This is a genomic window from Priestia sp. 10L35, assembly GCF_056395685.1.
Map to the genome: position 1 here is coordinate 1 of NZ_JBFTKA010000016.1, position 26201 is coordinate 26201.

At 37.1% G+C, this 26201-nt stretch carries 29 protein-coding genes and 1 rRNA gene; 29 read left to right on the forward strand and 1 reads right to left on the reverse strand.

Annotation, left to right across the window (positions count from 1 at the left end; translation table 11 throughout):
* From rrf to rsmI, 11 genes are all read left to right on the forward strand, one after another.
* Positions 1-110: ribosomal RNA gene (gene rrf / locus AC1DEF_RS26965) — 5S ribosomal RNA — on the forward strand; the annotation flags it as partial.
* A gap of 139 nt (positions 111-249) precedes the next feature.
* The gene (locus AC1DEF_RS26970; RefSeq protein ID WP_097825385.1) at positions 250-432 is read left to right on the forward strand and encodes a sigma factor G inhibitor Gin; all 183 of its coding nucleotides are present in this window, start codon (positions 250-252) and stop codon (positions 430-432) included.
* A gap of 153 nt (positions 433-585) precedes the next feature.
* Positions 586-2010: an aminotransferase class I/II-fold pyridoxal phosphate-dependent enzyme gene (locus tag AC1DEF_RS26975; protein WP_097825384.1), complete on the forward strand. Its 1425-nt coding sequence runs from the start codon at positions 586-588 to the stop codon at positions 2008-2010.
* A gap of 16 nt (positions 2011-2026) precedes the next feature.
* Positions 2027-2653 (forward strand): dTMP kinase, encoded by a 627-nt coding sequence (gene tmk, locus AC1DEF_RS26980; protein ID WP_043979046.1) that lies wholly within the window; start codon positions 2027-2029, stop codon positions 2651-2653.
* A gap of 63 nt (positions 2654-2716) precedes the next feature.
* On the forward strand, positions 2717-3046 hold the full coding sequence (locus tag AC1DEF_RS26985) for a cyclic-di-AMP receptor (RefSeq protein WP_043979044.1): 330 nt from the start codon (positions 2717-2719) through the stop codon (positions 3044-3046).
* Positions 3047-3079: 33 nt separating this feature from the next.
* The gene (gene holB, locus AC1DEF_RS26990) at positions 3080-4072 is read left to right on the forward strand and encodes a DNA polymerase III subunit delta' (protein ID WP_097825383.1); all 993 of its coding nucleotides are present in this window, start codon (positions 3080-3082) and stop codon (positions 4070-4072) included.
* A gap of 4 nt (positions 4073-4076) precedes the next feature.
* Complete coding sequence (locus AC1DEF_RS26995; RefSeq protein WP_013054847.1) at positions 4077-4904, forward strand: PSP1 domain-containing protein; 828 nt, start codon at positions 4077-4079, stop codon at positions 4902-4904.
* Between the two features lie 14 nt (positions 4905-4918).
* The gene (gene yabA, locus AC1DEF_RS27000) at positions 4919-5284 is read left to right on the forward strand and encodes a DNA replication initiation control protein YabA (RefSeq protein ID WP_013054848.1); all 366 of its coding nucleotides are present in this window, start codon (positions 4919-4921) and stop codon (positions 5282-5284) included.
* 84 nt (positions 5285-5368) lie between these two features.
* On the forward strand, positions 5369-6115 hold the full coding sequence (locus AC1DEF_RS27005; RefSeq protein WP_097825382.1) for a tRNA1(Val) (adenine(37)-N6)-methyltransferase: 747 nt from the start codon (positions 5369-5371) through the stop codon (positions 6113-6115).
* A complete protein-coding gene (locus AC1DEF_RS27010; RefSeq protein WP_043979037.1) occupies positions 6102-6389 on the forward strand; it encodes a GIY-YIG nuclease family protein in 288 nt (95 codons plus the stop codon). The genes AC1DEF_RS27005 and AC1DEF_RS27010 overlap by 14 nt, the downstream gene beginning before the upstream one ends.
* A complete protein-coding gene (gene rsmI, locus AC1DEF_RS27015; RefSeq protein WP_016762698.1) occupies positions 6367-7239 on the forward strand; it encodes a 16S rRNA (cytidine(1402)-2'-O)-methyltransferase in 873 nt (290 codons plus the stop codon). Before AC1DEF_RS27010 ends, rsmI begins: the two co-directional genes overlap by 23 nt.
* A 32-nt stretch (positions 7240-7271) precedes the next feature.
* Here the strand turns inward: rsmI and AC1DEF_RS27020 are convergent, their stop codons facing one another.
* Positions 7272-7562 carry an AbrB/MazE/SpoVT family DNA-binding domain-containing protein gene (locus AC1DEF_RS27020; RefSeq protein WP_170836841.1) on the reverse strand — a complete coding sequence of 97 codons (291 nt, stop codon included), beginning with the start codon at positions 7560-7562 and terminating at the stop codon, positions 7272-7274.
* A 566-nt stretch (positions 7563-8128) separates the two neighbouring features.
* Here AC1DEF_RS27020 and metG point away from each other — a divergent pair.
* The 18 genes from metG to spoVT all read left to right on the forward strand — a co-directional run bounded on the left by metG (position 8129) and on the right by spoVT (position 25980).
* Entirely contained in the window at positions 8129-10111 is a 1983-nt protein-coding gene (metG, locus tag AC1DEF_RS27025) for a methionine--tRNA ligase (RefSeq protein WP_097825381.1), read from the forward strand.
* 90 nt (positions 10112-10201) lie between these two features.
* Complete coding sequence (locus tag AC1DEF_RS27030; protein ID WP_013081336.1) at positions 10202-10972, forward strand: TatD family hydrolase; 771 nt, start codon at positions 10202-10204, stop codon at positions 10970-10972.
* Positions 10973-11195: 223 nt separating this feature from the next.
* Positions 11196-11759, forward strand: a complete 564-nt coding sequence (rnmV, locus tag AC1DEF_RS27035; protein WP_013081337.1) for a ribonuclease M5 — start codon at positions 11196-11198, stop codon at positions 11757-11759.
* Positions 11753-12631 (forward strand): 16S rRNA (adenine(1518)-N(6)/adenine(1519)-N(6))-dimethyltransferase RsmA, encoded by an 879-nt coding sequence (gene rsmA / locus AC1DEF_RS27040; protein WP_013054856.1) that lies wholly within the window; start codon positions 11753-11755, stop codon positions 12629-12631. Before rnmV ends, rsmA begins: the two co-directional genes overlap by 7 nt.
* 77 nt (positions 12632-12708) lie before the next feature.
* Positions 12709-13581 carry a sporulation peptidase YabG gene (yabG, locus tag AC1DEF_RS27045; protein ID WP_013081339.1) on the forward strand — a complete coding sequence of 291 codons (873 nt, stop codon included), beginning with the start codon at positions 12709-12711 and terminating at the stop codon, positions 13579-13581.
* Between the two features lie 273 nt (positions 13582-13854).
* Positions 13855-14088: a biofilm formation stimulator Veg gene (veg, locus tag AC1DEF_RS27050; protein ID WP_013054859.1), complete on the forward strand. Its 234-nt coding sequence runs from the start codon at positions 13855-13857 to the stop codon at positions 14086-14088.
* Positions 14089-14282: 194 nt separating this feature from the next.
* Positions 14283-14453, forward strand: a complete 171-nt coding sequence (locus AC1DEF_RS27055) for a small, acid-soluble spore protein, alpha/beta type (RefSeq protein ID WP_013054860.1) — start codon at positions 14283-14285, stop codon at positions 14451-14453.
* Between the two features lie 198 nt (positions 14454-14651).
* Positions 14652-15521, forward strand: a complete 870-nt coding sequence (gene ispE, locus AC1DEF_RS27060) for a 4-(cytidine 5'-diphospho)-2-C-methyl-D-erythritol kinase (RefSeq protein WP_097825380.1) — start codon at positions 14652-14654, stop codon at positions 15519-15521.
* A 56-nt stretch (positions 15522-15577) separates the two neighbouring features.
* Entirely contained in the window at positions 15578-16399 is an 822-nt protein-coding gene (gene purR / locus AC1DEF_RS27065; protein ID WP_013054862.1) for a pur operon repressor, read from the forward strand.
* A gap of 21 nt (positions 16400-16420) precedes the next feature.
* On the forward strand, positions 16421-16798 hold the full coding sequence (locus tag AC1DEF_RS27070; protein WP_013054863.1) for a RidA family protein: 378 nt from the start codon (positions 16421-16423) through the stop codon (positions 16796-16798).
* Between the two features lie 155 nt (positions 16799-16953).
* The gene (gene spoVG, locus AC1DEF_RS27075) at positions 16954-17244 is read left to right on the forward strand and encodes a septation regulator SpoVG (protein ID WP_013054864.1); all 291 of its coding nucleotides are present in this window, start codon (positions 16954-16956) and stop codon (positions 17242-17244) included.
* A 194-nt stretch (positions 17245-17438) separates the two neighbouring features.
* A complete protein-coding gene (glmU, locus tag AC1DEF_RS27080; protein WP_097825379.1) occupies positions 17439-18818 on the forward strand; it encodes a bifunctional UDP-N-acetylglucosamine diphosphorylase/glucosamine-1-phosphate N-acetyltransferase GlmU in 1380 nt (459 codons plus the stop codon).
* An 18-nt stretch (positions 18819-18836) separates the two neighbouring features.
* Complete coding sequence (locus AC1DEF_RS27085) at positions 18837-19790, forward strand: ribose-phosphate diphosphokinase (RefSeq protein WP_013054866.1); 954 nt, start codon at positions 18837-18839, stop codon at positions 19788-19790.
* A 187-nt stretch (positions 19791-19977) separates the two neighbouring features.
* Complete coding sequence (locus AC1DEF_RS27090; protein WP_097825378.1) at positions 19978-20607, forward strand: 50S ribosomal protein L25/general stress protein Ctc; 630 nt, start codon at positions 19978-19980, stop codon at positions 20605-20607.
* Positions 20608-20746: 139 nt separating this feature from the next.
* On the forward strand, positions 20747-21304 hold the full coding sequence (gene pth, locus AC1DEF_RS27095; protein ID WP_097825377.1) for an aminoacyl-tRNA hydrolase: 558 nt from the start codon (positions 20747-20749) through the stop codon (positions 21302-21304).
* 59 nt (positions 21305-21363) lie between these two features.
* Entirely contained in the window at positions 21364-21594 is a 231-nt protein-coding gene (locus AC1DEF_RS27100; protein WP_013054869.1) for an anti-sigma-F factor Fin family protein, read from the forward strand.
* A 69-nt stretch (positions 21595-21663) separates the two neighbouring features.
* Positions 21664-25194, forward strand: coding sequence for a transcription-repair coupling factor (mfd, locus tag AC1DEF_RS27105; RefSeq protein ID WP_016762704.1), 3531 nt, complete (start codon positions 21664-21666; stop codon positions 25192-25194).
* A gap of 249 nt (positions 25195-25443) precedes the next feature.
* The gene (gene spoVT / locus AC1DEF_RS27110; protein ID WP_013054872.1) at positions 25444-25980 is read left to right on the forward strand and encodes a stage V sporulation protein T; all 537 of its coding nucleotides are present in this window, start codon (positions 25444-25446) and stop codon (positions 25978-25980) included.
* The last annotated feature ends 221 nt before the right edge of the window (positions 25981-26201 follow it).

Here is a 26201-nt window from a genome sequence, read left to right on the forward strand (position 1 = left end):
GGCGATAGCGAAGAGGTCACACCCGTTCCCATACCGAACACGGAAGTTAAGCTCTTTAGCGCCAATGGTAGTTGGGACTTTGTCCCTGTGAGAGTAGGACGTTGCCAGGCACCTGAAAAAGGACTAGCTATTTTAGCTAGTCCTTTTTTTATTATTCACAGAGTATAAGCTATCTACATAAAATGGGGTAAATGAAGTGCATAAAGAAGTTACATCTTGTCGATACTTATTTAGTGGAGGTGGAGAGTAATGGAAAAACAAATTAAAACATGTTCCGTTTGTCATGAACAGCATACAAAGGGTATTGAGGTGTTTTCCAGCCTTATATGCCAACACTGCGAGGTAGAGATTGTAGAGGTGGATTCATCTCATTTTCGTTATCAATTGTTAGTAAATCAATTAAAGAGAATATCAGGAGCGTTTTCTTACTAAAAGCCCTTTTTTATAAGGGCTTCTTTATATGGCTCAAAAAAATCAACTAAGTTTGTTATAATGAAAGAAAAATCAATTTTGATAGAAAAAATACTTACATATTCTTTTATCAAGTTAGCAATGTTATATTTACAAAAAGTAAGGAATGGATGTATGGATACATATTTACCTTTATATAACCGTTTAGTAAGGCACAGCGAAAAGAGGTCACTCTCTTATCACGTGCCCGGCCATAAAAATGGTCAAATTCTACCTTCATATATTCAGTCTTCTTACGCAGACTTTTTGCAATACGATCTAACAGAAATTAGCGGATTAGATGATTTACATGAAGCAGAATCTGTTATTAAAGAGGCACAAGATTTAACGGCAAAGTTGTATGGAGTAGATGAAAGCTTTTTTTTAGTTAATGGTTCTACTGTAGGCAATCTCGCCGCGATTTTATCTCTTTGTCAAGAAGGAGATAAAATTGCTGTTCAAAGAGATTCTCATAAATCTATTTTTAATGCTATTGCTTTATCAAAGGCATCACCTATTTTTTTAGCTCCTGAAATAGATTCAAAAACACATCTTAGTACAGGTGTATCCATTAAAACAATTAAAGCAGCTGTAGAGGGTTCTGAGGATATAAAAGCATTTGTATTAACAAATCCTACTTACTACGGGGTGGCGCGAGATCTAAAGGAGATCATTGACTTTATTCATGGCTACAATATTCCTATAATTATTGATGAAGCTCATGGAGCCCACTTTATTTTAGGTAATCCTTTTCCGTCGTCAGCTGTTACGTATGGAGCGGATCTTGTTGTTCAGTCAGCACATAAAACGCTGCCAGCTATGACTATGGGTTCTTATTTACATATGCAGGGGACGTTGATAAATAAGCAAAGCGTTCGGCATTACCTACAAGTACTGCAGTCAAGCAGTCCCTCATACCCTATTATGGCTTCTCTTGATTTAGCCCGGTATTATCTGCAGCAGTTTACTCAGCATGATATTGATAGAATGACTGATAATATTCATTCGTTTGTTGAAAAGATTAATGAGATTGATACACTTTCAACTATTGATGTGGAAACAGATCAAACTGCTACCGACCTTTTGAAAATGACGTTGACTTGTTCGGCTGCAACAGGATATCATTTGCAAAAGGAACTGGAAAAGCAAGATATTTATACAGAACTAGCTGACGTTAACTATGTATTGTTTGTTCTACCTTTGAGCAGCAGTTGGGATTTTAATGATACAATTAAGCGGGTTAGACAAGCAGTAGAGAATATACAGCGTAAGTCATATGAAAAACCAATAATCAAACCATTTCGTTTTTCAAGAGCAACGGTTCTCCTGCCTATGGAAGAAAGAAACCTAAGATCAAAGCATATGTGTTCGTTTGAAGAGGCGATTGGGTGTGTAAGCGCACAATCTGTTATTCCATATCCTCCTGGAATTCCCATTTTAATGGAGGGAGAAACGATTACAAGCAATCATATTGACTATATTTTGCATATTCAAAGGTTAAATGGTCATATTCAGGGCGGATCTTGTATGGAAGAAGGAAAGATAGAAGTATTTAAATAGAGAAAGGAATTTATACATGTCAGGAACGTTTATTACATTCGAAGGGCCAGAAGGTGCTGGTAAGACGACGATCATCCATATGGTTCAACAAAAATTAATACAAGAGGGTTATACCATTGTATTAACAAGAGAACCTGGAGGCATACGAATTGCTGAACAAATTCGTGAAATCATCTTAAATCCATCTAATACGGAAATGGATGCCAGAACCGAAGCACTTCTTTATGCTGCGGCTAGAAGACAACATCTTGTAGAAAAAGTGATTCCTGAGCTAAATAAAGGGAATATAGTATTATGTGACCGTTTTATTGATAGCTCACTTGCTTATCAAGGAAATGCGCGGGGCATAGGCGTAGAAGATATTTTTGCTATCAATCAATTTGCTATTGAGCAAACGATGCCACAGGCCACTTTATATTTTGATATTGAGCCTGAGGTAGGATTAGAAAGAATTAATAAAGGTCGAAAAGATGAGATTAATCGATTAGATTTAGAATCCTTAGACTTTCATTATAAAGTACGAGATGGATATTTATCTCTTTTGAGTGAATTTCCAGAGCGTATTCGACGAATTGATGCAAATCAATCCGTTGAAAAAGTCTGTGAAGAAGCTTATAAACAAATAAAATTGATTTTAAAATAAATACAGATGATTGTTATTCTTGCTATACTATTCTTAACAAAAAAGTAAAATGAGGTGTTATTCATGAAATTAGTAATGACCGTTATTCAAGATTCAGATAGCTCAAAGCTTTTAAATGCACTTGTAGAAAGAGGGTTTCGTTCAACCAAATTATCAAGTACGGGCGGATTTTTAAAATCAGGGAATACAACAATTATGATTGGTACAGATGATCATAAAGTAGATGAAGTACTTGATATTATTAAGGGCCAATGTGAAAACCGCAGGCAGATGATTTCTCCTGTGGCACCGATGGGCGGTAATGCAGATTCATACATTCCGTATCCTGTTGAAGTTGAAGTGGGCGGAGCTACAGTATTCGTACTACCAGTAGATCAATTTCATCAATTTTAAGAGAGAAGATTTTAAATAGAAAGTGATGATTGAATGGGAAATACATGGGAACAGCTTGAAGCTCTTCAGCCGAACGTATTAAAGATTTTGCAAAACAGCTTACTTAAAGAGCGAGTTGCTCATGCTTATTTATTTGAAGGAAGCAAAGGAACAGGTAAAAAACAAATTAGTTTTTTGTTTGCTAAAGCGCTGTTTTGCCAAAAGCCAGTTAATCATAGGCCATGCCATGAGTGCAGTAACTGCCGGCGAATTGATTCAGGTAATCATCCAGATATTCACTTGATTGAGCCAGCCGGTTTATCGATTAAAAAAGAGCAAATTCAATTTTTGCAATCAGAATTCACAAAAACCGGTGTTGAATCTAATAAAAAGTTATATATTGTGAATCATGTTGATAAAATGACAGTAAGCGCAGCAAATAGTTTACTGAAATTTTTAGAAGAGCCTGGCAACGGAACTTATGCAATTTTATTAACAGAAAATATACAGCGCTTATTAGATACAATTATCTCACGTTGCCAAGTAATATCATTTCGATCTCTTACACCAGAACAGTTAGCTGAAAAACTAGTAGAAAATGGCCTTTCCGGAGTAGATGCGTCCATCTTGTCTAATTTAACAAACAGCATTGATGAAGCAATTGAATTAAGTAAAGATGAATGGTTTGGACTTGCAATAAAGTTAGTGATACAATTATATGAAGTGTTAACAACGAGACCTCAACAAGCTCTTCTTTTTATTCATGAAAAGTGGGTAACACATTTTAAAGAAAAAGAACAAGCACATATTGGTTTAACTTTATTGATGCTTCTTTATCGTGATTTGTTGACGCTGCAAGTTGGACAAGAGTCTAAAATCGTCTATCGTCATAAAATAGAAGAATTAAAACAGCAAGCTCTTCAGACAACGCAGGAAAAAGCGATTTATCGCTTAGAGGTTATCTTGAAGGCCAAAAATAAATTAAATTCAAATATGAATCTACAGTTATTAATGGAACAGCTGGTGTTGGATTTGCAGGAGGGATAAAAGCTTGTATGATGTAGTAGGCGTTCGCTTTAAAAAAGCGGGAAAAATATATTATTTTGACCCTGGAGAACTTACAATTCCAGATGGTGAGTTTGTTATTGTAGAAACAGTTCGTGGTGTTGAATTTGGCAGAGTGGTTATTAATAAAAAGCAAGTAAGTGAACACGATGTCGTACTTCCTTTGAAAAAAGTAATCCGCATTGCCGAACAAAAAGACAGGCTGATTGTGGATGAAAATAAACAAGCTGCTAGAGAAGCGTATGATGTATGCGTGCAAAAAATTCAATCACACGATTTAGATATGAAGTTAGTAGATGTAGAATATACGTTTGATCGTAATAAAGTCATTTTTTATTTTACAGCAGACGGCCGTATTGATTTTAGAGAGTTAGTTAAAGATTTAGCTGCTATTTTCCGTACGCGAATTGAGCTTCGTCAAATCGGTGTACGAGACGAGGCAAAGCTGTTGGGCGGGATAGGTCCTTGTGGACGTATGCTATGTTGCTCAACGTTTTTAGGTGATTTTGAGCCGGTTTCTATTAAGATGGCCAAAGACCAAAACCTATCGCTTAATCCAACGAAAATTTCTGGTTTATGCGGACGTTTGATGTGTTGTTTAAAATATGAAAATGATGAGTATGAAACGGCAAAAGAACAGCTTCCTGATATAGGTTCAACAATTAAAACTTCAGATGGTTCAGGACGTGTAGTGGGTTTGAATATTTTGGAAAGAATTATTCAAGTGGAACTGTCAGATCACGAACAAATTTTAGAGTATACTCTGGATGAGATCAATAATGAAGGTGCTGTTTCGTTTCAAGCCACAGATTAACGAGGTGGGCAAAGGTGGATAAAAAAGAGATTTTTGATTCGGTGACAAACATGGAGGAACAAATTGGTCATTTATATAAGCAGTTAGGTGAGTTGAAAGAGCATCTTGCTGAGTTAATTGAAGAAAATCATCACCTGCAAATAGAAAATGATCATTTGCGCCGTCGCCTTGACCAGACAAACTTCGAAACGAAGCTGAAAAATAGACATTCAAAAGCAAGCGCTCAAACAAAAGAGCAAAAACAAATTGATATCGGAGAAGGATATGACAATTTGGCTCGCCTTTACCAAGAGGGTTTTCATATTTGTAACATTCATTATGGAAGTGTGCGTAAAGATGGAGACTGTTTGTTTTGCTTGTCATTTTTAAATAAAAAGTAACAACACCTCTCCCTTTTGGAGAGGTGTTGTTACTTTTTATGAGTAAAAGATGTAAATAATAGATGTACAAGGAGAAGAACGACTATGGTTGAGTTATATGGAGATGAACGTTTAGATTATCTATTAGCCGATGAGGAGATGCGCATTATTCAAAGTCCGTCTGTCTTTTCCTTTTCATTGGATGCTGTGCTTTTATCTCACTTTGCTTATGTCCCAATTCGTAAAGGTAACTTGGTTGATTTATGTTCAGGAAACGGTGTAATCCCCCTGTTTTTATCTAAACGAACAAAGGGAAAAATTATTGGTGTAGAAATTCAAGAGCGGCTACATAGTATGGCGCAAAGAAGTATTGTGTATAATCAGCTCGATGGGCAGATTAAAATGATACATGGTGATTTAAAAAATGCGCCTCAAGAACTGGGTTATGGAAAATATGATGTTGTAACATGTAATCCTCCTTATTTCACCACATCCAATAAAGAAGAGATAAATGAAAACGAACACTTTGCAATCGCTCGCCACGAAATTCATTGTTCGTTGGAAGATGTGATTAGAGCCAGTAGTCAACTAGTGAAGCAAGGCGGAAAAGTGGCATTAGTTCACCGTCCAGGAAGACTGTTAGATATCGTTACGTTAATGAGGCAGTACCGTTTAGAGCCAAAGAGACTTCAGTTTGTCTATCCTAAAGATGGGAAAGAAGCAAATACACTTTTAATTGAAGGTACGAAGGATGGAAGTCCAGATTTAAAGATTCTTCCTCCGCTGGTGGTCTACCAAGATAATGATGAATACACGGACGAATTAAAAAGGATTTTATATGGAACAAAATAATCATTATTTTTACGTAGTTGAATGCAAGGACTGTACGTATTACGCTGGTTACACGAATAATTTGCAAAAACGTATTTCTGTCCATAATGAAGGAAAAGGGGCAAAATATACGAGAGCAAGAAGGCCTGTTTCATTAATTTGGCATGAGGTGTTTACTTCTAAAACAGAAGCTATGCAAAAAGAATATTGGTTCAAACAGTTAAGCAGAGTGAAAAAACAGGCTTACATTCGAAGGGAGCAAGAAAAGCAGAATGAAATCACAAAAAAGTTATGATGTATCGAATGAACGAGGCGTTTTATATTTAGTTCCCACTCCTATTGGAAACTTAGAGGATATGACATTTCGTGCGATTCGAATTTTAAAAGAAGTTGATTATATTGCCGCAGAAGATACGAGACAAACGAAAAAACTATGTAACCACTTTGAGATCGATACGCCTATTACAAGTTATCATGAACATAATAAACATACAAAAAGTGAACAGCTGTTAAGCGACTTAGATAGTGAAAAAAATATTGCTTTAGTAAGCGACGCGGGCATGCCTTGTATTTCAGATCCTGGTTATGAGTTAGTGGTAGCTGCCGTTAAAGAAGGATATACGGTTGTTCCGCTGCCGGGGCCTAACGCAGCATTAACAGCTTTAATTGCTTCGGGACTACCTACGGGGCAGTTTTACTTTTATGGATTTTTAAACAGAAATAAAAAACAGCGTAAAGAACAGCTTCAAGAGCTTCAGTATATTAAGGAAAGCATGATATTTTATGAAGCTCCTCATCGATTAAAAGAAACGCTAAAGAGTATAGAAGAAATTTTAGGGAACCGATCTATTGTGTTATGTAGAGAGTTAACAAAACGCTATGAAGAATTTTTAAGAGGAAGTGTATTAGAAGCAATTGAATGGACAAATGCCACAGATATTAGAGGCGAATTCTGCTTAATTCTTGAAGGGACAAATGAAGAAGCGCCAGATGAAAGTAATCTATGGTGGGAACAGCTCACCATTATCGAGCATGTTGATCACTATGTAGAAGAAGGACTTTCAAACAAAGAAGCTATTAAGCAAGTGGCAAAAGACCGAGATGTGTCAAAGCGAGACATTTATAGTGAATATCACGTACATTAAAAAAAGCTGTCTATCGTAGACAGCTTTTCGTTTTATTTAGAAGCTTGTAAAGAATCTTGAAGTTCTTTCATGATTTGTTCTGCACCTTCACGGCTTAGAATTAATTTGCCGCTAGCAAGTTGAATGTTATCATCAGATACTTCACCTGTTACTTGGCAAGTCATGTTTGGTTTGTATTTTTTTAAGATGATGCGCTCTTCATCTACATAGATTTCTAGAGCATCTTTCTCTGCAATTCCTAATGTACGTCGTAATTCAATTGGAATTACTACGCGTCCTAATTCATCAACTTTACGAACAATACCTGTAGATTTCATATTAATCGTTCTCCTCTCAGTAATCATTTTTCTATGTTATTACTTTCGTCATTATTCGACAATTTCAACGTACTTTCATAATACCAGCGTTTCCAAAACTAGTCAATCATTTTATATGTAAAAAAATGTAGCTGGTAAAAAAATTTTTTCTCGACTTGTTTACAAGCTAATTGTGACCGTCAGTCAAGGAATGACAAGGGGTTTCATTGGAAAAAAGATTAATCGTCTAAATAGCTTGATATTAACTATTTTGAAGATAGGGTAAATATAATTCGACATAAAACGACAAAATTAGACCTATTTGTCGTTTTCATCAAAGTGACTTTTTGAATGAGGGTATATTTTATATAAAAATAGGGCGAAGCTGATACAATTAACAGGATTATTTTTTGGGAAAATAACGATTATTTAAAAATGAAGTGAATCCGTCATATTCCCGCGTATATAGGAAGAGAATGTTTTGAAATTATCATGTAAAATAGTATGATAGATAGTAGAATAAGAAGACAGGGTTTATATGATTACATACATATAAATCAAAATGTTGAAATGGAATGTTGGAGGTTATGAACATGGCAGATGGAAATAATACATTTTATATTACTACGCCGATTTATTATCCGAGTGGTAAATTACATATAGGGCATGCATACACGACGGTAGCGGGAGATGCAATGGCTCGTTATAAACGTTTGAGAGGGTTTGACGTACGTTATTTAACAGGTACAGATGAACATGGTCAAAAAATTCAGCGAAAAGCAGAAGAGAAAAACGTGACACCTCAGCAATACGTAGATGATATTGTATCTGGAATCAAAGAGCTGTGGGATAAGATGGATATTTCGTATGATGATTTTATCCGTACAACAGAACCAAGACATAAAGAAATCGTGGAAAAGATTTTCGCGCGTCTTTTAGAACAAGGTGATATTTATCTTGATGAGTATGAAGGTTGGTATTCAGTTCCCGATGAGACGTACTATACAGAGCATCAACTAGTAGATCCAATCGTTGAAAATGGAAAAGTTGTAGGCGGAAAAAGCCCGGACAGCGGACACCCTGTAGAGCTCGTTCGAGAAGAGTCCTATTTCTTTAAAATGGGGAAATATGTAGATCGTTTACTAGCTTTTTATGAAGAAAACCCTTCATTTATTCAACCAGAGTCCCGTAAAAACGAAATGATCAATAATTTTATTAAGCCTGGCCTTGAAGACTTAGCTGTTTCTCGTACGACGTTTGATTGGGGGGTAAAAGTTCCAGGTAATCCAAAACACGTTATTTACGTATGGATTGATGCGCTTTCTAACTATATCACCTCTCTTGGGTATGGTACAGAGAACGATGAAAACTATCGAAAATATTGGCCGGCTAACGTACATTTAGTAGGAAAAGAAATCGTACGTTTCCATACTATTTATTGGCCAATCATGTTGATGGCCCTTGATTTGCCACTTCCTAAGAAAGTATTTGCTCACGGCTGGTTATTAATGAAAGATGGAAAGATGTCGAAGTCAAAAGGGAATGTAGTAGACCCAGTGACATTGATTGACCGCTATGGACTGGATGCCCTTCGTTACTACTTACTTCGTGAAGTTCCATTCGGTTCAGACGGCGTATTTACACCAGAAGCGTTTGTTGAACGTATTAACTTTGACTTAGCAAATGATCTTGGCAACCTAGTTAATCGTACAGTGGCGATGATTAATAAGTATTTTGATGGTGTTATTCCAACTTATGAAGGTAATGTAACAGAGTTTGATGCACTTATCGTCCAAGCTCAAAAAGATACAGTGAACAAATATGAAGAAGCGATGGAAGATATGGAGTTTTCAGTGGCTCTTGCTTCTATCTGGCAATATGTAAGCCGCACGAATAAATACATTGATGAAACGCAGCCTTGGGCGTTAGCAAAAGATGAGAATAAGCGTGCAGAACTTGCTTCTGTTATGACACATCTAGCTGAATCAATTCGTCACATTGCGGTATTGCTGCAGCCATTCTTAACGCGTACACCTGAGAAGATTTTTGCTCAGATTGGTGTAAAAGAAGATGTGTTAAAAACGTGGGAAAGCACAACGCGTTTTAATATGCTTAAAGAAGGCACAAAAGTAGAAAAAGGTGAGCCAATGTTCCCTCGTCTAGATCGAGAAGAAGAGGTAGCGTTTATTAAAGAGCAGATGCAAGGGAGTGCTCCAAAGGAAGAAAAACCTGTTGTGAAGGAAGAGCCTTCTGAAGAGATTATGATTGATGATTTCATGAAAGTAGAGCTTCGTGTAGCGCAAGTTACGCAAGTAGAACCAGTTAAAAAAGCAGATAAACTATTAAAGCTGCAGCTTGATCTTGGCTATGAAAAACGCCAGGTTGTCTCAGGTATTGCCAAGTTTTATAAGCCTGAAGAATTAGTAGGTCGAAAAGTAATTTGTGTAACCAACTTAAAACCTGTGAAACTGCGCGGTGAACTATCACAAGGAATGATTTTAGCGGGGGAAGATGAGAATGGTCTTTCACTAGCAAGCGTAGATCAAAACTTAGCAAACGGCACGAAGATAAAATAAGTACACGAAGATAAAATAAGTATAGGTAAAAGGGGTGTTTCACGTGTAACATGCGAGGACCCCCTTTTATTCATGGAAAGGATCGATTAGATGTTATTTGATACACATGTTCATTTAAACGCAGAACAGTATGAAGATGATTTGCAAGAAGTAATTAATCGTGCGTTAGAAAAAGGTGTTCAAAACATGGTAGTTGTTGGATTCGATGAACCTACCATTAAAAAGGCTATTCAAATAGCTGAAACGTATGACTTTATCTATGCTAGTGTAGGATGGCATCCAGTAGATGCAGTTGATATGACGGATGAGCACTTAGCTTGGATTGAAAAGTTAGCTCAGCATCCGAAAGTTGTTGCTTTAGGAGAAATGGGATTAGACTACCATTGGGATAAATCACCTAAAGAGGTTCAAAAGGACGTATTTCGCCGTCAAATTCGCTTAGCTCGCAAAGTGAATTTACCTATCATTATCCATAATCGTGATGCAACCGAAGACGTGGTAACCATTTTAAAAGAAGAGCACGTAGAAGAAGTTGGCGGGATTATGCATTGCTTCACGGGCAGTATTGAAGTAGCGAAGCAGTGTATGGATATGAATATGTATATTTCTTTCGGTGGACCTGTTACTTTTAAAAATGCGAAAAAACCAAAAGAAGTTGCTACAGAGCTTCCTTTAGATAAACTATTAATTGAAACAGACTGTCCTTATCTGACTCCTCATCCATTCCGCGGCAAGCGCAATGAACCTGGCTATGTTTCATACGTAGCAGAGCAAATTGCAGAGTTAAAAGGGATAACGTATGAAGAATTAGCTGATATTACAACAGCTAACGCTAAAAAGCTATTTGGAATTAATGATTAAAACTTTTTCTCATATAACAATCATTTTCGTGTTAAAGTAAAGATAGGCGCAGAGGAGAATGTTATCCTCTGCCTTTTTCAGTTAAAATAACAGGTAGATGTTTTTTAATTTAGTTGATAATAAGATAAAACGTTGATTTCATAGAAGAAAAATGATGTGCGCAATGAGCATTTCATTTTTACTGAAAAGCAAATGAACAAAACTGAATGTTTTGGAGGAAGCAATGAAGATTAAAGAAATTATTGTAGTAGAAGGCCGAGATGACACTGTAGCAATTAAACGTGCAGTGGATGCGGATACCATCGAGACAAATGGATCAGCTGTAAATGAAGAAACCATTGAGAAAGTAAAATTAGCTCAAAAAACACGAGGCGTGATTATTTTTACAGATCCAGATTATCCAGGACAGCGAATTCGAAATATTGTTTCAGAACGTGTTCCCGGATGTAAACATGCATTCCTAGATAAAGAAGAGGCTCGCCCTAAAAATGGCAAAGGTATTGGAGTTGAACATGCTTCTATTGCATCTATTCAAAAAGCACTAAAAGATGTGAAGCAAGAGTGGATGGGGGCAGCTATGGAGATTTCTCAAGAGGATTTAATCGTAGCTCGTTTGATAGGAGATAGTAAAGCCAAGTCTCGACGTGAAAGAATAGGGAAGTTATTAAAAATTGGTTATGCCAACGGAAAGCAGCTCCATAAACGATTACAGATGTTCCAAATTTCAAAAGAGGACTTTATCAGAGCTGTTGAGCAGATAAATAAGGAGGAAAAGGGATCGTGTTAAAAGATATTGCAACGCCTAATCGAACCAAGGAAATTTTAAAGAAATACGGTTTTACATTTAAAAAGAGTTTGGGACAAAATTTTTTAATTGATACGAACATTTTACATCGTATTGTTGATCATGCGGAAATAACAGAAGAAACGGGAGCTATTGAGATTGGACCTGGTATCGGGGCCTTAACTGAACAGCTAGCAAAGCGTGCAAAAAAAGTGCTGGCATTTGAAATCGATCAGCGTTTGCTTCCGATTTTAGCGGATACTCTTTCTCCTTACTCAAATGCAAAAGTTATTCATCAAGATGTGTTAAAAGCGGATTTAAAAGGGACGCTCGAACAAGAATTCGAAAACATAGAAGATTTAATGGTCGTTGCGAATTTACCGTATTACGTGACGACACCCATTTTGATGAAGTTATTAGAAGAGCAAATTCCGGTACGTGGAATCGTCGTTATGCTTCAAAAAGAAGTTGCTGACCGTATAGCAGCTAAACCGGGAACAAAAGAGTACGGTTCACTTTCTATTGCTATTCAATACTATACAGAGGCTGAGACGGTTATGATTGTGCCTAAAACAGTGTTTAATCCGCAGCCTAATGTAGACTCAGCTGTTATTCGATTGTTAAGAAGACCGAAGCCAGCGGTAGAAGTCCAAGATGAAGCATTCTTCTTCCAAGTTGTACGAGCAAGCTTCGGACAGCGCCGAAAAACAATTTTAAACAATCTAGTGAACAACTTGCCAAATGGAAAGCAGAAAAAAGCGGACATTGAGCAAGCACTTTCAACTGCTGAAATTGATCCGAAACGAAGAGGCGAAACGTTATCTATTCAAGAATTTGGAAAGCTAAGTGATCAACTTTTAAAATCATTTCGCTAAATTATCACATTTTTATCATGAAGTCATAGGCTATGAAGAGAATTTATTTTTGAAGTAGCAAAGACGGAGTGAAGCATATGAACATCAAAATTGGTGATATAGTTACACGACCTTCTTATCAAAGAGATTTGCTTTTTCGTGTTATAGCTATTAATGACAGCGAAACGGGGAAATATGCGACTTTAATAGGAGAAGACGTTCGGTTGATTGCGGACGCTCCTTGTACAGATCTAGAGGTTGTGGATGCTAAAGAACAGGATCAAAGAAAAAAACAAGAAGAAGAACTTTTAGAAAGATCCTTGGAGCTTATTCAACAGGATTATCGGCTCGTTCGAGAGAAAACTGAATATAGCATGACAAATGGATACAGCCATTCACATCGCTTATTTCAAATTCCAGGAAAGGTCCTGCACGTAGACGGAGACCCTAATTATTTACGTAAATGTTTGTTGGTTTACGAAAAAATTGGTGTTCCTGTTTATGGTGTTCATTGCGTTGAGTCAGAAATGCCTGAGAAGGTTGGAAAGCTAATTGAGGATGTAAGACCCGATATTCTAGTGCTGACAGGTCATGATGCCTATTCCAAAGGAAAAGGAAATAAAGATGATCTCCTTGCTTATAGACATTCCAAGCACTATATTCAAACAGTCCAAGAAGCAAGAAAAAGAGTTGGTAATTTAGATCAGCTGGTGATTTTTGCAGGTGCCTGTCAATCGCATTTTGAATTATTGATTCAAGCTGGAGCAAACTTTGCTAGTTCACCTTCACGTGTAAATATTCATGCTCTTGACCCTGTGTATGTAGTAGCAAAACTAAGTTTTACTCCTTTCACAGATCGTATTAATGTATGGGACGTCTTACGTAATACATTAACGGGTGCTAAAGGTTTAGGAGGAGTAGAAACAAAAGGGCTGCTTCGCACGGGCATGCCTTATGAAAGCGATGAGTAGAAATAAAAACAACTGGTTACAGCATGTACACGCATGATGTGCAACCAGTTGTTTTTTCGTATGAAGCCAAAGTATACGCTTAATTACACAAAATCATTTTCAATATTTGCTAAAGATATACATATTTCGTTGAAAAACGAGCATACTAACAGCGAAATGTAGATTCATGTTGAAAATTATTTATTGACACAATTAGAGATAGATTGTTATAATTTTATGTTTTTGACTATTTTTCTAACATGTGTTACACTATACATAGTGAGGTGGACCAATATGGCGAAAACTTTGTCTGATATTAAGCAAGCGCTGGATTTGCACCTAGGCCAACGATTAACTTTAAAAGCAAACGGTGGTCGTAGAAAAACAGTAGAACGTTCAGGTGTATTAACAGAAACGTACCCATCTGTTTTTATCGTTGAATTAGATCAAGAGGAAAACTCTTTGGAGCGCGTTTCGTATAGTTACGCAGATGTGTTAACGGAAACAGTGCAACTGAAATTTTTCTAAGAATGACATAGGCAATATAGCAAGTGGTGATGAGCAGTGGACATTGGTTTACTGCTTTTTTATTGGTCTTTTTTTCAAATTATATATGCATTATTTTTTATACATACTATACATATCGTCCTCGCGTTTCTTATGTAAAAGAGCGAGGAGATTCAGGTTGAAATTTCATTTTATACGTAAAGGAGCCATGTGCAATGTCAAGGCGTAGAGGGATTATGTCATCGAAGCTGAAAGAAGAACTGGCTAAAGAACTTGGTTTTTACGATACTGTACAAGCAGAAGGCTGGGGCGCTATCCGGGCAAAAGACGCAGGCAATATGGTGAAGCGAGCTGTAGAGCTTGCACAGCAGCAGCTGAAGCAATAGCATAGTGAAAATCAATGCTTATATGACTATTTAAAGTGAAATGAGGAAAACCGAAGTGTATAACCGCTTCGGTTTTTTTGTCCCAAAATGAAAGATAAAACAGAGGATTAAACAAAGATGTTTAAATGAACAGCTATATCTTGTTCATTTTATGATAAAATAGCGTTAAACTCGATAAGATGAAGTAGGTGAAGTAAGTTGAAATTAATGGTGAAAGCACCGGCTAAAATAAATTTGTCACTTGATGTGTTACATAAACGTCCAGATGGTTACCATGAAGTTAAGATGATTATGACAACAATTGATTTAGCGGACAGAATTGAACTTTCTGACCGTGAAGATGGACGAATTGTTATCTATTCTCATAATCGCTTTGTTCCAGATGACCAGCGAAATCTCGCTTATCAGGCAGCGCAGATTTTGAAGCGACGTTATAACATTTCAAAAGGTGTAAATATATTAATTGATAAACATATTCCAGTAGCTGCTGGATTAGCTGGAGGCAGCAGTGACGCGGCTGCTACATTACGCGGTTTAAATACGTTATGGGAATTAGGGTTATCATTAGACACACTTGCAGAAATAGGGGCTGAGATTGGCTCTGACGTATCTTTTTGCGTGTACGGAGGGACAGCTCTTGCTACAGGGCGCGGAGAGATTGTAGAGCATATTGAGGCACCTCCAAGCTGCTGGGTGATTTTGGCTAAGCCTGAAATAGGTGTTTCTACAGCAGATGTATATCGAAACTTAAAAGTTGAAGAGATGGATCATCCTAAAGTAGATGAGATGGTTCACGCCATACAATCAGGAAATTATGATCAAATGTGTAGCCTTGTAGGAAATGTATTGGAAGCAGTAACGCTGAAAATGCATCCAGAAGTAGCTCTCATTAAAGAACAAATAAAGCGTTTTGGCGCCGATGCTGTGCTCATGAGCGGCAGTGGGCCAACTGTATTTGGACTTGTACAGCATGATTCACGTATGCATCGCATTTATAATGGATTACGTGGCTTTTGTGATAAAGTTTATGCAGTTAGGCTACTAGGTGAACGAATAACGCTTGAATAAATCCGTATGTTAATGTTATATTTACATTACAATATTCGGATTTTCAGGAGGATGTTATGAAGTTTCGACGTAGTGGACGATTAATTGATATGACCAACTATTTCATTCAAAACCCTCAGCGCCTTATCCCTCTTACGTATTTTGCAGATAAATATGATTCCGCAAAATCATCGATTAGCGAAGATATGGCGATTATTAAACAAACTTTTGAACAGCAGGGTATCGGAACTTTGGTTACGCTACCAGGGGCTGCCGGCGGAGTTAAATTCATTCCAAAGATGACGAATGAAGAAGCCGGTCAGCTTGTTCAAGAATTATGTGGGTTGATTGAAAAACCTGAGCGTTTACTGCCAGGTGGATATTTATATTTAACTGATATTTTAGGGAACCCCCGCGTTGTGAATAAAATCGGTCGCTTGTATGCATCGCTTTTTGCTAACCGCAAAATCGATGTGGTGATGACTGTAGCAACAAAAGGTATTCCTATTGCGTATGCGGTTGCTCAGTATTTAGACGTGCCCGTTGTTATTGTGCGCAGAGACAGTAAAGTAACTGAAGGATCGACCGTTAGTATTAACTACGTGTCGGGTTCATCTAAGCGCATTCAAACGATGCTGTTAGCTAAAAGAAGTTTAGCGGTGGGGTCAAATGTACTCATCATTGATGATTTCATGAAAGCTGGCGGTACTGTAAATGGAATGGTTAGCTTGCTTGAAGAGTTCGATGCAACTGTTGCTGGTATTGGAGTTTTAGTAGAATCAGAAGATATTGAAGAACGTTTAGTGGATGAGTATGTGTCCCTTGTACAATTAACAGATGTAAATATCAAAGATAAACAAATTCGTGTACAAGAAGGCAATTACTTAAAATATATTTGATCAAGTAAGGGAGAGGAACATATGTTACAGGTTCAAACGAAAAATGCACCGCAAGCTATTGGTCCATATTCACAGGGAATTGTTGTGAATAACTTGTTTTACAGTTCAGGTCAAATTCCACTTCGTCCAGATGGTACGTTGGTCGAAGGAGATGTTCAAGTACAAGCTACTCAAGTATTTGAAAATCTAAAAGCAGTTCTTGAAGAAGCTGGAGCTTCTCTAAATACAGTTGTAAAGGCAACCGTGTTCATTAAAGATATGAACGACTTCGCAGCGTTAAATGAAGTCTATGGCGACTACTTCGGGGACCATAAGCCGGCACGTTCATGTGTAGAAGTTGCGAGACTACCTAAAGATGTACTTGTTGAAATTGAAGTTATTGCGCTTGTTAAAGGGTAATTAAATTAACAAATTTCTAACAAAAAGCAAGTAACTTCCAATTGTTCACTTTTTTTGCGAAAATTTTCTAAAAATTTTTTCTGAATAGCAGGAAAACACAAAATTCTGTGGAATTAAGTATGTAAAGCTTCGCATAGAAAAAGGTGGTGAACAAGATGGAAGTAACTGACGTAAGATTACGCCGCGTGAACACTGAAGGACGTATGAGAGCGATTGCTTCAATCACATTAGATGGTGAATTTGTTGTTCATGATATTCGTGTGATTGATGGTAATAATGGCTTATTTGTAGCCATGCCAAGTAAACGTACACCGGATGGTGAGTTCCGTGATATTGCACATCCAATCAATTCAAATACTCGCGGAAAGATTCAAGATGCTGTTTTAGCAGAATATCATCGTTTAGGTGAGGTAGAAGTTGAATTCGAAGAAGCGGGTGCTTCGTAAACATATGATACATTAAGAGTCTACTGAAAAGTAGGCTCTTTTCTTTTTGATTACCACTTATATAATTTCACACCTTTGTAAAACTTTAGCATTACCAAAAAATAAAATTCATGACTTATAAATGATTCCTTGAAATGCTGTCATTTTTGATATAATATTCTTAATGGATAAAAAGGTAAAATTGGAGGCCTGTTATGTCAAAAAGATATGCAGTCATATTGGCAGCTGGTCAGGGTACACGTATGAAGTCATCTTTATATAAAGTGTTACACCCTGTGTGTGGCAAACCGATGGTGCAACACGTAATTGATCAGTTATCACGTTTGGATTTAACAAATTTAATTACAGTTGTAGGTCACGGTGCCGAAAAAGTGAAATCACATGTTGGAGATAAAAGCTTATTTGCTTTACAAGAAGAGCAGTTAGGAACAGCTCATGCAGTAATGCAAGCAGAATCTTTACTTGCACATGAAAAAGGTACGACAATTGTTGTATGTGGAGATACTCCGCTTATTACAGCTGAAACAATTGAATCTTTATTAAAGCATCATGAAGCAACAAATGCAATGGCAACTATTTTAACAGCTCGTGCAGAAGATCCAACAGGATATGGACGCATCATTCGAAATGAACAAGGGTCTGTTGAAAAGATTGTGGAGCATAAAGATGCCACAGAACAAGAGCGTCTTGTACAGGAAATTAATACTGGTACGTATTGTTTTGATAATGAGAAATTATTTGAGACACTTTCAAAAGTTTCAAATGATAATGTACAGGGAGAGTATTATTTACCTGATGTTATTGAAATTCTAAAAAATGAAGGTCAAATTATTTCTGCATATCAAACATCCGATTTTGCTGAAACATTGGGCGTTAATGATCGATTTGCTCTGTCTCAAGCAGAAGAAACAATGAAAAAGCGCATCAACAAGCAGCATATGTTAAATGGAGTGACGATTGTGGATCCTTCTAACACGTACATTTCAGCAGATGCTGTCATTGGCAGAGATACGGTTATTTATCCTGGTACGGTTATTCAAGGAACAGTTGTAATTGGAGAGAATTGTGAAGTAGGACCTAACAGTGAAATTAAAGACTGCAAAATAGGTAATAATACTTCTATTCGCCATTCTGTTGCTCACGATAGTGAAATTGGTCACGAAGTCACAATTGGCCCATTTGCACATATTCGTCCTCAATCATTAATTGGAGATGAAGTGCGCGTAGGAAACTTTGTAGAAATTAAAAAAGCATCTTTTGGCAAAGGTAGCAAAGCTTCTCATTTAAGTTATATTGGAGACGCAGAGGTCGGAAAAGGTGTAAACTTAGGGTGCGGATCTATTACAGTTAACTACGATGGGAAAAATAAATTTTTAACAAAGATTGAAGATGGGGCATTCGTAGGATGTAACTCAAACTTAATTGCACCTGTAACAATTGGTGAAGGCGCCTATGTTGCAGCTGGTTCAACCGTAACGGATGATGTGCCAGGAAAAGCATTATCAATTGCTCGTGCGAAACAAGTAAATAAAGAAAACTATGCTGAAAAGCTTGATATTAATAAAAAATCCTGACGGAGGTTTCACAATAAAATGTCAAATGTATATGCTGATGAAAATTTAAAGTTATTTACGCTAAATTCAAACAAGGCTTTAGCTGAAGAGATCGCAAAAGTAATTGGTGTGGAATTAGGTAAATGTTCGGTTGATCGTTTCAGTGACGGTGAAATTCAAATTAACATTGAAGAAAGTATCCGTGGTTGTGATGTATTTATCATTCAATCAACAAGTGCTCCAGTTAACGAACACTTAATGGAATTATTAATTATGATTGATGCATTAAAACGTGCATCAGCTAAAACAATTAACATCGTTATGCCTTACTATGGCTATGCTCGTCAGGATCGTAAAGCTCGTGCACGTGAACCAATCACTGCCAAATTAGCAGCAAATATCATTGAAAAAGCGGGAGCTACTCGTATTATCACATTAGATTTACATGCTCCTCAAATTCAAGGTTTCTTCGATATTCCAATTGACCATTTAGTAGGTGTTCCAATTTTAGGTGAATACTTCAAAAGTAAAAACCTTGATGACGTTGTTGTTGTATCTCCGGACCACGGTGGCGTAACGCGTGCTCGCCGTTTAGCGGAACGTCTAAAAGCGCCGATTGCTATCATTGACAAACGTCGCCCACGTCCAAACGTAGCAGAAGTTATGAACATTGTTGGACAAGTGGAAGGAAAAACAGCAATCTTGATTGATGATATGATTGATACAGCTGGTACAATTACAATTGGTGCAAGTGCATTAATTGAAGCAGGTGCAAAAGAAGTATATGCTTGTTGTACACACCCAGTGCTTTCAGGCCCTGCGATTGAGCGTATTCAAAACTCTACAATCAAAGAGCTAGCTGTAACAAACTCTATTGCTTTAACAGAAGATAAGAAAATTGATAAAGTAACAGAACTTTCAGTAGCTCCGTTAATCGGTGAAGCGATTATTCGTGTTCACGAAGAGCAATCAGTTAGTACATTATTTGATTGATAAACAGAACCTCTTTCCATTTGGAAAGAGGTTTTTTTGAAAAAAATTTAAATGTGCTAACCCTTGATTTTAAAGCGCTTTGGACGGAAAGAACAAAGATATATTACTGTTCAAACTGGGTTTCATGTTTAGCAACCTTCTAAAAAGGGTACATTTTAAGTAGAAAACATACTGGAAGGTGAATAAAATGAGTATTTCAATTCAAGCAAATAAAAGAACGGATTTCAAAAATTCTACAAATAGAAAGATTCGCGACGAAGGAAACTTCCCAGCGGTTGTTTACGGAAATAAAACAGAATCCACACCTATTTACTTAAACAGTGCTGATTTTATTAAGACTATTCGTGAAGCAGGACGCAATGGAGTGTTAACATTACAAGTGGATAAGCAAAAATATTCCGTAATGTTACATGATATTCAAACTGATCCATTAAAAAACGAAATTGTCCACGCCGATTTCCAAGTGGTCGACATGAAGAAAGAAATTGATACTGAAGTTTCTTTATCTCTAGTAGGAGAAGCAAAAGGAACAAAAGAAGGCGGCGTATTACAGCAGTCTCTATATGAAATTTCATTAAAAGGCTTGCCGCAGGATATCCCATCGTCTATTGACGTAGATGTATCAGAGTTAGGAATTAATGATACAATCACAGTAGCGGATATTAAGGTAGATAAAAAGCTAGAAATTACGCATGATGCAGAAGATACAGTTGCTTCTGTGCTACCTCCTCAACAGGAAGAAGAGCCGGACAGCGGCGAAGTTCAGGATGCTGAAGGCGATGTTGAAGCAACAAAAGAAAAAGATAACAAAGAATAATATAAAAAGACGTAACCAAAAGGTTACGTCTTTTTGTGTGAATTGATTATAATAAAAGTGATACTATATAGTAATGTAAAACATTAAAGACATTTACCTATTATGTACAACTTACATAGAGTGGAAAGGAGTATCTATTTTGAAATTAATCGTTGGTTTAGGGAATCCTGGAAAAGAATATGACCGTACCCGTCATAACATAGGATTTATGGCAATTGATAAAATTGCTGAACAGTTTATGATTTCATTAGATAAAACAAAGTTTAACGGAATATATGGAACAGGTATAATAAAAGGAGAAAAAGTCATATTATTAAAGCCTCTAACATATATGAATTTATCAGGAGAAAGTATTCGCCCGTTAATGGACTATTTTGATATAGACGTCGAAGACTTGCTTGTTATTTACGATGACTTAGATTTACCGTGCGGAAAAGTAAGATTGCGTACAAAAGGAAGTCCGGGCGGTCATAACGGAATAAAATCAATTATTCAGCATTTAAAAACCCAAGAGTTTAACCGGATTCGTATTGGAATCGATCGTCCGAAAAATGGTATGAAAGTAGTTGATTACGTACTAGGGCGCTTTACAGAAGATGAAATGGTTCATATGGAGGAAGCGATGAAAACGTCTGTATACGCCAGTGAAGATTTTTTAGGTAAACCGTTCTTAGAAGTAATGAATCGCTATAATTAAGTAGAATAAAATTTCTCTCAATCGTCCATACTAACACTAAAAGATTTGGGAGGATTTGTATGTCTATTCATTATTTCTGTAGACATTGTGGCGCAAAAGTCGGTATGATAGAAAAGACAGCTCACAATACAGAAGCGCTCGGTTTTAATCACCTAACCGCAGATGAACGAAAAGACTTTATTCACTACCATAATAGTGGAGATATCGTGGTTAAAATTATTTGTGAAGACTGTCAAGAAGCGCTAGAACGAAATCCAGACTATCATCAGTACGAAACATTTATACAATAAAAAGCTTTGGTCTCAAACCAAAGCGTTTTTCTGTTTAGTTTAGACATATCATGGGAGGAGGGAATTCCTTTGCGAGGGATTAGACAGCAATTTGAAGAAAATAAAGAAATTGGAGCTGTTGTCAGCAGTTTAGAAGAAGGTTTGAAAGAACAGTTAGTAACGGGAATTTCCGGTTCAGCTCGATCTGTATTAATGGCACTCTTAAATGAGGATAAAAAATACCCCTTATTAGTAGTGACTCATAATTTATATCAAGCTCAAAAAGTGTATGAAGACCTTTTGCATCTTTTACCGGAAAAAGACGTTTTCTTATACCCTGTTAACGATTTAGTTGCTACAGAGGTGGGGATTGCAAGTCCAGAATTAAAGGCTCAGCGAATTGAAGTACTCAATTATTGGAGTCAACATACAGGTGGAGTAGTTGTAACACCGCTTGCAGGAATTCGAAAGTTGCTGCCTCCTAAAGCAAGATGGGAGCAAACACAGCTGCCGTTTCAAATGGGAATTGACATCGACGTTGATCATTATTTAAAAAGGTTAGTTGAGTTGGGCTATGAGCGGGCATCGATGGTTTCAGCTCCGGGTGAGTTTAGTGTGCGCGGAGGAATCATTGACATTTATCCGTTAACAGAAGAGCTACCTGTCCGAATTGAGCTATTTGATACGGAGATTGATTCCATTCGTACTTTTACAATCGAGGATCAACGCTCTCAAGAGCAGTTAAAAGAAATTTCAATCGGTCCTGCTACGGAAATCATTGTGAACCAAAATGAAGTGGCCCAAGGAATTGAAGAACTAGAAGCACAGCTGGCTTCGACGCTGCAACAAGTAAAAAACGCAGCGCTAAAAGCTACCTTAACAGAAAATATTAAAGGTGAAATCGAACAGCTGCGTCAAGGTCAGCTTCTTGAAAATATGTTCAAGTATTTATCATTCTTCTACGAATCGCCTGCTAGTTTACTAGATTATTTACCAGAAGGCGGCCTTGTCATCTTTGATGAAACCACTCGAATTCAAGAAACGTCTGATCAGCTTGAAACAGAGGAAGCTGAATGGATAACTGAATTATTAGGACAGGGGCAAATTGTTCGAGACGTTCAATTATCTCATAAGCTCCCATCTCTTATTCAGCGAGCAAAACATCAGTTTTTATACTTATCGTTATTTTTGAAGCACGTATCGTATACGAGTCCGCAAAATATTATTAATATTTCATGTAAGCAGATGCAGCAGTTTTACGGCCAAATGAACTTATTAAAAAGTGAAATTGAACGTTGGAAAAATGCTAATTATACGGTAGTCCTCTTAGGAGCAGATAAAGAGCGCGTGAAAAAACTTGAAGGTGTGCTAGCAGATTATGATATTGATTCATCTATTTTAGATGGAAATGGTCAGCTTGTGCCAGGTCTTGTTCAAATTATTGAAGGCGATTTACAAATGGGCTTTGAACTGCCGATGCAAAAATTAGCTGTTTTAACCGAGGAAGAATTGTTTAAAAAACGGGTAAAGAAATCAAAGCGTCGTCAAAAGCTTTCCAATGCAGAACGTATTAAAAGCTATTCAGAGTTAAACGTAGGTGACTATGTCGTTCACGTAAACCACGGTATTGGCCGTTATTTAGGAATGGAAACGTTAGAGATTAACGGTAATCATAAAGATTATATCCATATCAAATATGAAGGCTCTGACAAGCTGTACGTTCCTGTTGAACAGATTGATCAAGTACAAAAATATGTAGGCTCTGAAGGGAAAGAGCCAAAAGTATATAAACTTGGCGGAAATGACTGGAAGAAAGTGAAACGAAAAGTTGAGTCTTCTGTTCAAGACATCGCTGATGACTTAATTAAACTGTATGCAGAGCGTGAAGCAAGTAAAGGTTATGCATTTTCCCCGGATGGCGATTTACAAAGAGAATTTGAAACAGCTTTCCCTTATCAAGAAACCGAAGATCAGCTTCGTTCTGTACAAGAAATTAAAAAGGATATGGAACATGAAAGACCAATGGATCGTTTGCTTTGTGGAGACGTTGGATATGGAAAAACAGAAGTAGCCATTCGTGCTGCATTTAAAGCTGTGACAGATGGAAAACAAGTGGCTATTTTAGTGCCAACCACTATTTTAGCTCAGCAGCACTATGAAACCATCCGTGAGCGTTTTCAAGACTATCCAATCAACATTGGGCTATTGAGCCGCTTTCGCAGTCGTAAACAGCAGCAAGAAACAATTAAAGGGCTAAAAAACGGGACCGTAGATGTGGTGATTGGTACACATCGTTTACTATCTAAAGACGTGATTTATAAAGATTTAGGATTGTTAGTTATCGATGAAGAGCAGCGTTTTGGTGTAACGCACAAGGAAAAAATCAAGCAAATGAAAGCAAACGTTGATGTCCTTACACTTACAGCAACACCTATTCCACGAACATTACATATGTCTATGTTGGGCGTAAGGGATTTGTCTGTTATTGAAACGCCGCCTGAAAATCGTTTTCCGGTTCAAACATATGTAGTGGAGTATAATCCGGTTTTAGTTCGTGAAGCGATTGAGCGTGAGTTAGCGCGTGATGGCCAAGTTTACTTTTTATATAATCGCGTAGAAGATATTGAACGAAAAGCAGAAGAAATTTCGATGCTCGTGCCTGATGCTAGGGTAACGTATGCCCATGGAAAAATGAATGAAACCGAACTCGAAGCGGTTATCTTAAGCTTTTTAGAAGGCGAATATGACGTGATTGTGAGTACAACCATTATCGAAACGGGAGTAGATATTCCCAATGTAAATACGCTTATTGTCAATAATGCTGATAAGATGGGATTATCACAACTGTATCAATTAAGAGGGCGTGTAGGTCGTTCAAATCGCGTGGCATATGCGTACTTTACGTATCACAAAGACAAAGTACTGACAGAAGTAGCTGAAAAGCGTCTGCAAGCTATTAAAGAATTCACCGAATTAGGTTCTGGTTTTAAAATTGCTATGCGTGATCTTTCAATACGTGGTGCCGGAAACTTACTGGGTGCTCAGCAGCATGGATTTATCGATTCTGTCGGTTTCGATCTCTACTCGCAAATGCTTAAAGAAGCGATAGAGGAAAGACGCGGGTCTGACGGAGAAAGTGTGAAATTTAATGTGGAAATGAATCTGGACTTAGACGCATATATTCCTGATCAGTACATTACAGACGGCCGCTTGAAAATTGAGATGTATAAGCGCTTTAGAGGAATTGAAGCACTAGAAGATATTCAAGAATTGCAGGATGAAATGATTGATCGTTTTGGAGAGTATCCGGCTGAGGTTGAGTATTTGTTTAAAGTAGCTGAAACAAAAGTATATGCAACACAGAACTTAGTAGAATCTATTCTTCAGTCAAAACAAGAAATTTCTATTCTGCTGTCTGAAGAAGCGAGCTCAACGGTAGACGGCCAAAAATTATTCATGCTAGGTGATCAATTTGGCAGAATGGTCAGCTTAGGTATGGAAGGCAAGAAAGTAAAATTAGTGGTTAATGTAAAAGGACTTGCTCAAAAAGAATGGCTCAATATTGTGTATCAGTTAGTAAAAGGAGTAGCCACTGTTAAAAAAGAACAAGTTACGAATTAAAAAGAAGGCTCATTTTTGAGCCTTCTTTTTATATAGCCGAAATAAAAACCGCCAAATCCCCATGTTTTGGCGGTTTTTTGGACATTTTTTTAATAAAAGCACACTTTTTAACAAAAAAAGAGATGGTTGGTGAATAGAAGTTGTAGAGTGAAGAATACTAACCTCAACAAAGGTGAACCTTTTATCATATAGCCATCAGTGATATTCACCAACTATTTTAATCATCATATGAAAGAGAGGCTTCAATGAATGAAAGCAACAGGTATTGTTCGTCGTATTGATGATTTGGGTCGCGTTGTGATTCCAAAAGAAATTAGAAGAACGCTTCGCATCCGAGAGGGAGATCCGCTAGAGATTTTCGTCGATCGTGATGGAGAAGTTATTTTAAAGAAATATTCGCCAATTAGTGAATTAGGAGACTTTGCAAAAGAGTATGGCGAAGCGCTATACGATAGCTTGGGTCATCCTGTACTTATTTGTGACCGCGATGTATTTATTGCGGTAGCAGGAAGTTCTAAAAAAGAATACTTAAATAAAAACATTAGTTCGTTAGTGGAATCTGTTATGGAAAGCCGCAGTTCTTCTTTAGTAACTGATGGGAAAAACCTGGAATTTGTCGATGGATACGAAGAAAATATTTCTTCTTACACAATCGGTCCGATTATTGCAAATGGAGATCCGATTGGAGCTGTTGTCATTTTCTCAAAAGATAAGTCTCTTGGTGAAGTAGAGCATAAAGCGGCCGAAACAGCAGCTAGCTTCTTATCTCGTCAAATGGAGCAGTAAGCGTAATTATCTTTATTTTACATTATTTACTGAAAAGGTAGCAGTTTCTGCTGCCTTTTTTCATGCTGTCTTACCTTAGAAATAAAGAGAACATGATATAATGGTACGGTATTTTATTTATTGGAAAGTGCAGGATGTTTTATAAGAACAAAGCTCTATTCTATTGCGGTTAGAGGCTAATAAAAAGAGTTGTTCATATCATTACAAGCTGCAGGTGAAAG

Excerpts from the sequence above, each read along its gene's own strand:
- AC1DEF_RS26970 (WP_097825385.1), top strand. The coding sequence starts at position 250 with ATGGAAAAACAAATTAAAACATGTTCCGTTTGTCATGAACAGCATACA.
- AC1DEF_RS26975 (WP_097825384.1), top strand. The coding sequence starts at position 586 with ATGGATACATATTTACCTTTATATAACCGTTTAGTAAGGCACAGCGAA.
- tmk (WP_043979046.1), top strand. The coding sequence starts at position 2,027 with ATGTCAGGAACGTTTATTACATTCGAAGGGCCAGAAGGTGCTGGTAAG.
- AC1DEF_RS26985 (WP_043979044.1), top strand. The coding sequence starts at position 2,717 with ATGAAATTAGTAATGACCGTTATTCAAGATTCAGATAGCTCAAAGCTT.
- holB (WP_097825383.1), top strand. The coding sequence starts at position 3,080 with ATGGGAAATACATGGGAACAGCTTGAAGCTCTTCAGCCGAACGTATTA.
- AC1DEF_RS27005 (WP_097825382.1), top strand. The coding sequence starts at position 5,369 with ATGGTTGAGTTATATGGAGATGAACGTTTAGATTATCTATTAGCCGAT.
- AC1DEF_RS27010 (WP_043979037.1), top strand. The coding sequence starts at position 6,102 with ATGGAACAAAATAATCATTATTTTTACGTAGTTGAATGCAAGGACTGT.
- rsmI (WP_016762698.1), top strand. The coding sequence starts at position 6,367 with ATGAAATCACAAAAAAGTTATGATGTATCGAATGAACGAGGCGTTTTA.
- metG (WP_097825381.1), top strand. The coding sequence starts at position 8,129 with ATGGCAGATGGAAATAATACATTTTATATTACTACGCCGATTTATTAT.
- AC1DEF_RS27030 (WP_013081336.1), top strand. The coding sequence starts at position 10,202 with ATGTTATTTGATACACATGTTCATTTAAACGCAGAACAGTATGAAGAT.
- rnmV (WP_013081337.1), top strand. The coding sequence starts at position 11,196 with ATGAAGATTAAAGAAATTATTGTAGTAGAAGGCCGAGATGACACTGTA.
- yabG (WP_013081339.1), top strand. The coding sequence starts at position 12,709 with ATGAACATCAAAATTGGTGATATAGTTACACGACCTTCTTATCAAAGA.
- veg (WP_013054859.1), top strand. The coding sequence starts at position 13,855 with ATGGCGAAAACTTTGTCTGATATTAAGCAAGCGCTGGATTTGCACCTA.
- AC1DEF_RS27055 (WP_013054860.1), top strand. The coding sequence starts at position 14,283 with ATGTCAAGGCGTAGAGGGATTATGTCATCGAAGCTGAAAGAAGAACTG.
- purR (WP_013054862.1), top strand. The coding sequence starts at position 15,578 with ATGAAGTTTCGACGTAGTGGACGATTAATTGATATGACCAACTATTTC.
- AC1DEF_RS27070 (WP_013054863.1), top strand. The coding sequence starts at position 16,421 with ATGTTACAGGTTCAAACGAAAAATGCACCGCAAGCTATTGGTCCATAT.
- spoVG (WP_013054864.1), top strand. The coding sequence starts at position 16,954 with ATGGAAGTAACTGACGTAAGATTACGCCGCGTGAACACTGAAGGACGT.
- glmU (WP_097825379.1), top strand. The coding sequence starts at position 17,439 with ATGTCAAAAAGATATGCAGTCATATTGGCAGCTGGTCAGGGTACACGT.
- AC1DEF_RS27085 (WP_013054866.1), top strand. The coding sequence starts at position 18,837 with ATGTCAAATGTATATGCTGATGAAAATTTAAAGTTATTTACGCTAAAT.
- AC1DEF_RS27090 (WP_097825378.1), top strand. The coding sequence starts at position 19,978 with ATGAGTATTTCAATTCAAGCAAATAAAAGAACGGATTTCAAAAATTCT.
- AC1DEF_RS27100 (WP_013054869.1), top strand. The coding sequence starts at position 21,364 with ATGTCTATTCATTATTTCTGTAGACATTGTGGCGCAAAAGTCGGTATG.
- spoVT (WP_013054872.1), top strand. The coding sequence starts at position 25,444 with ATGAAAGCAACAGGTATTGTTCGTCGTATTGATGATTTGGGTCGCGTT.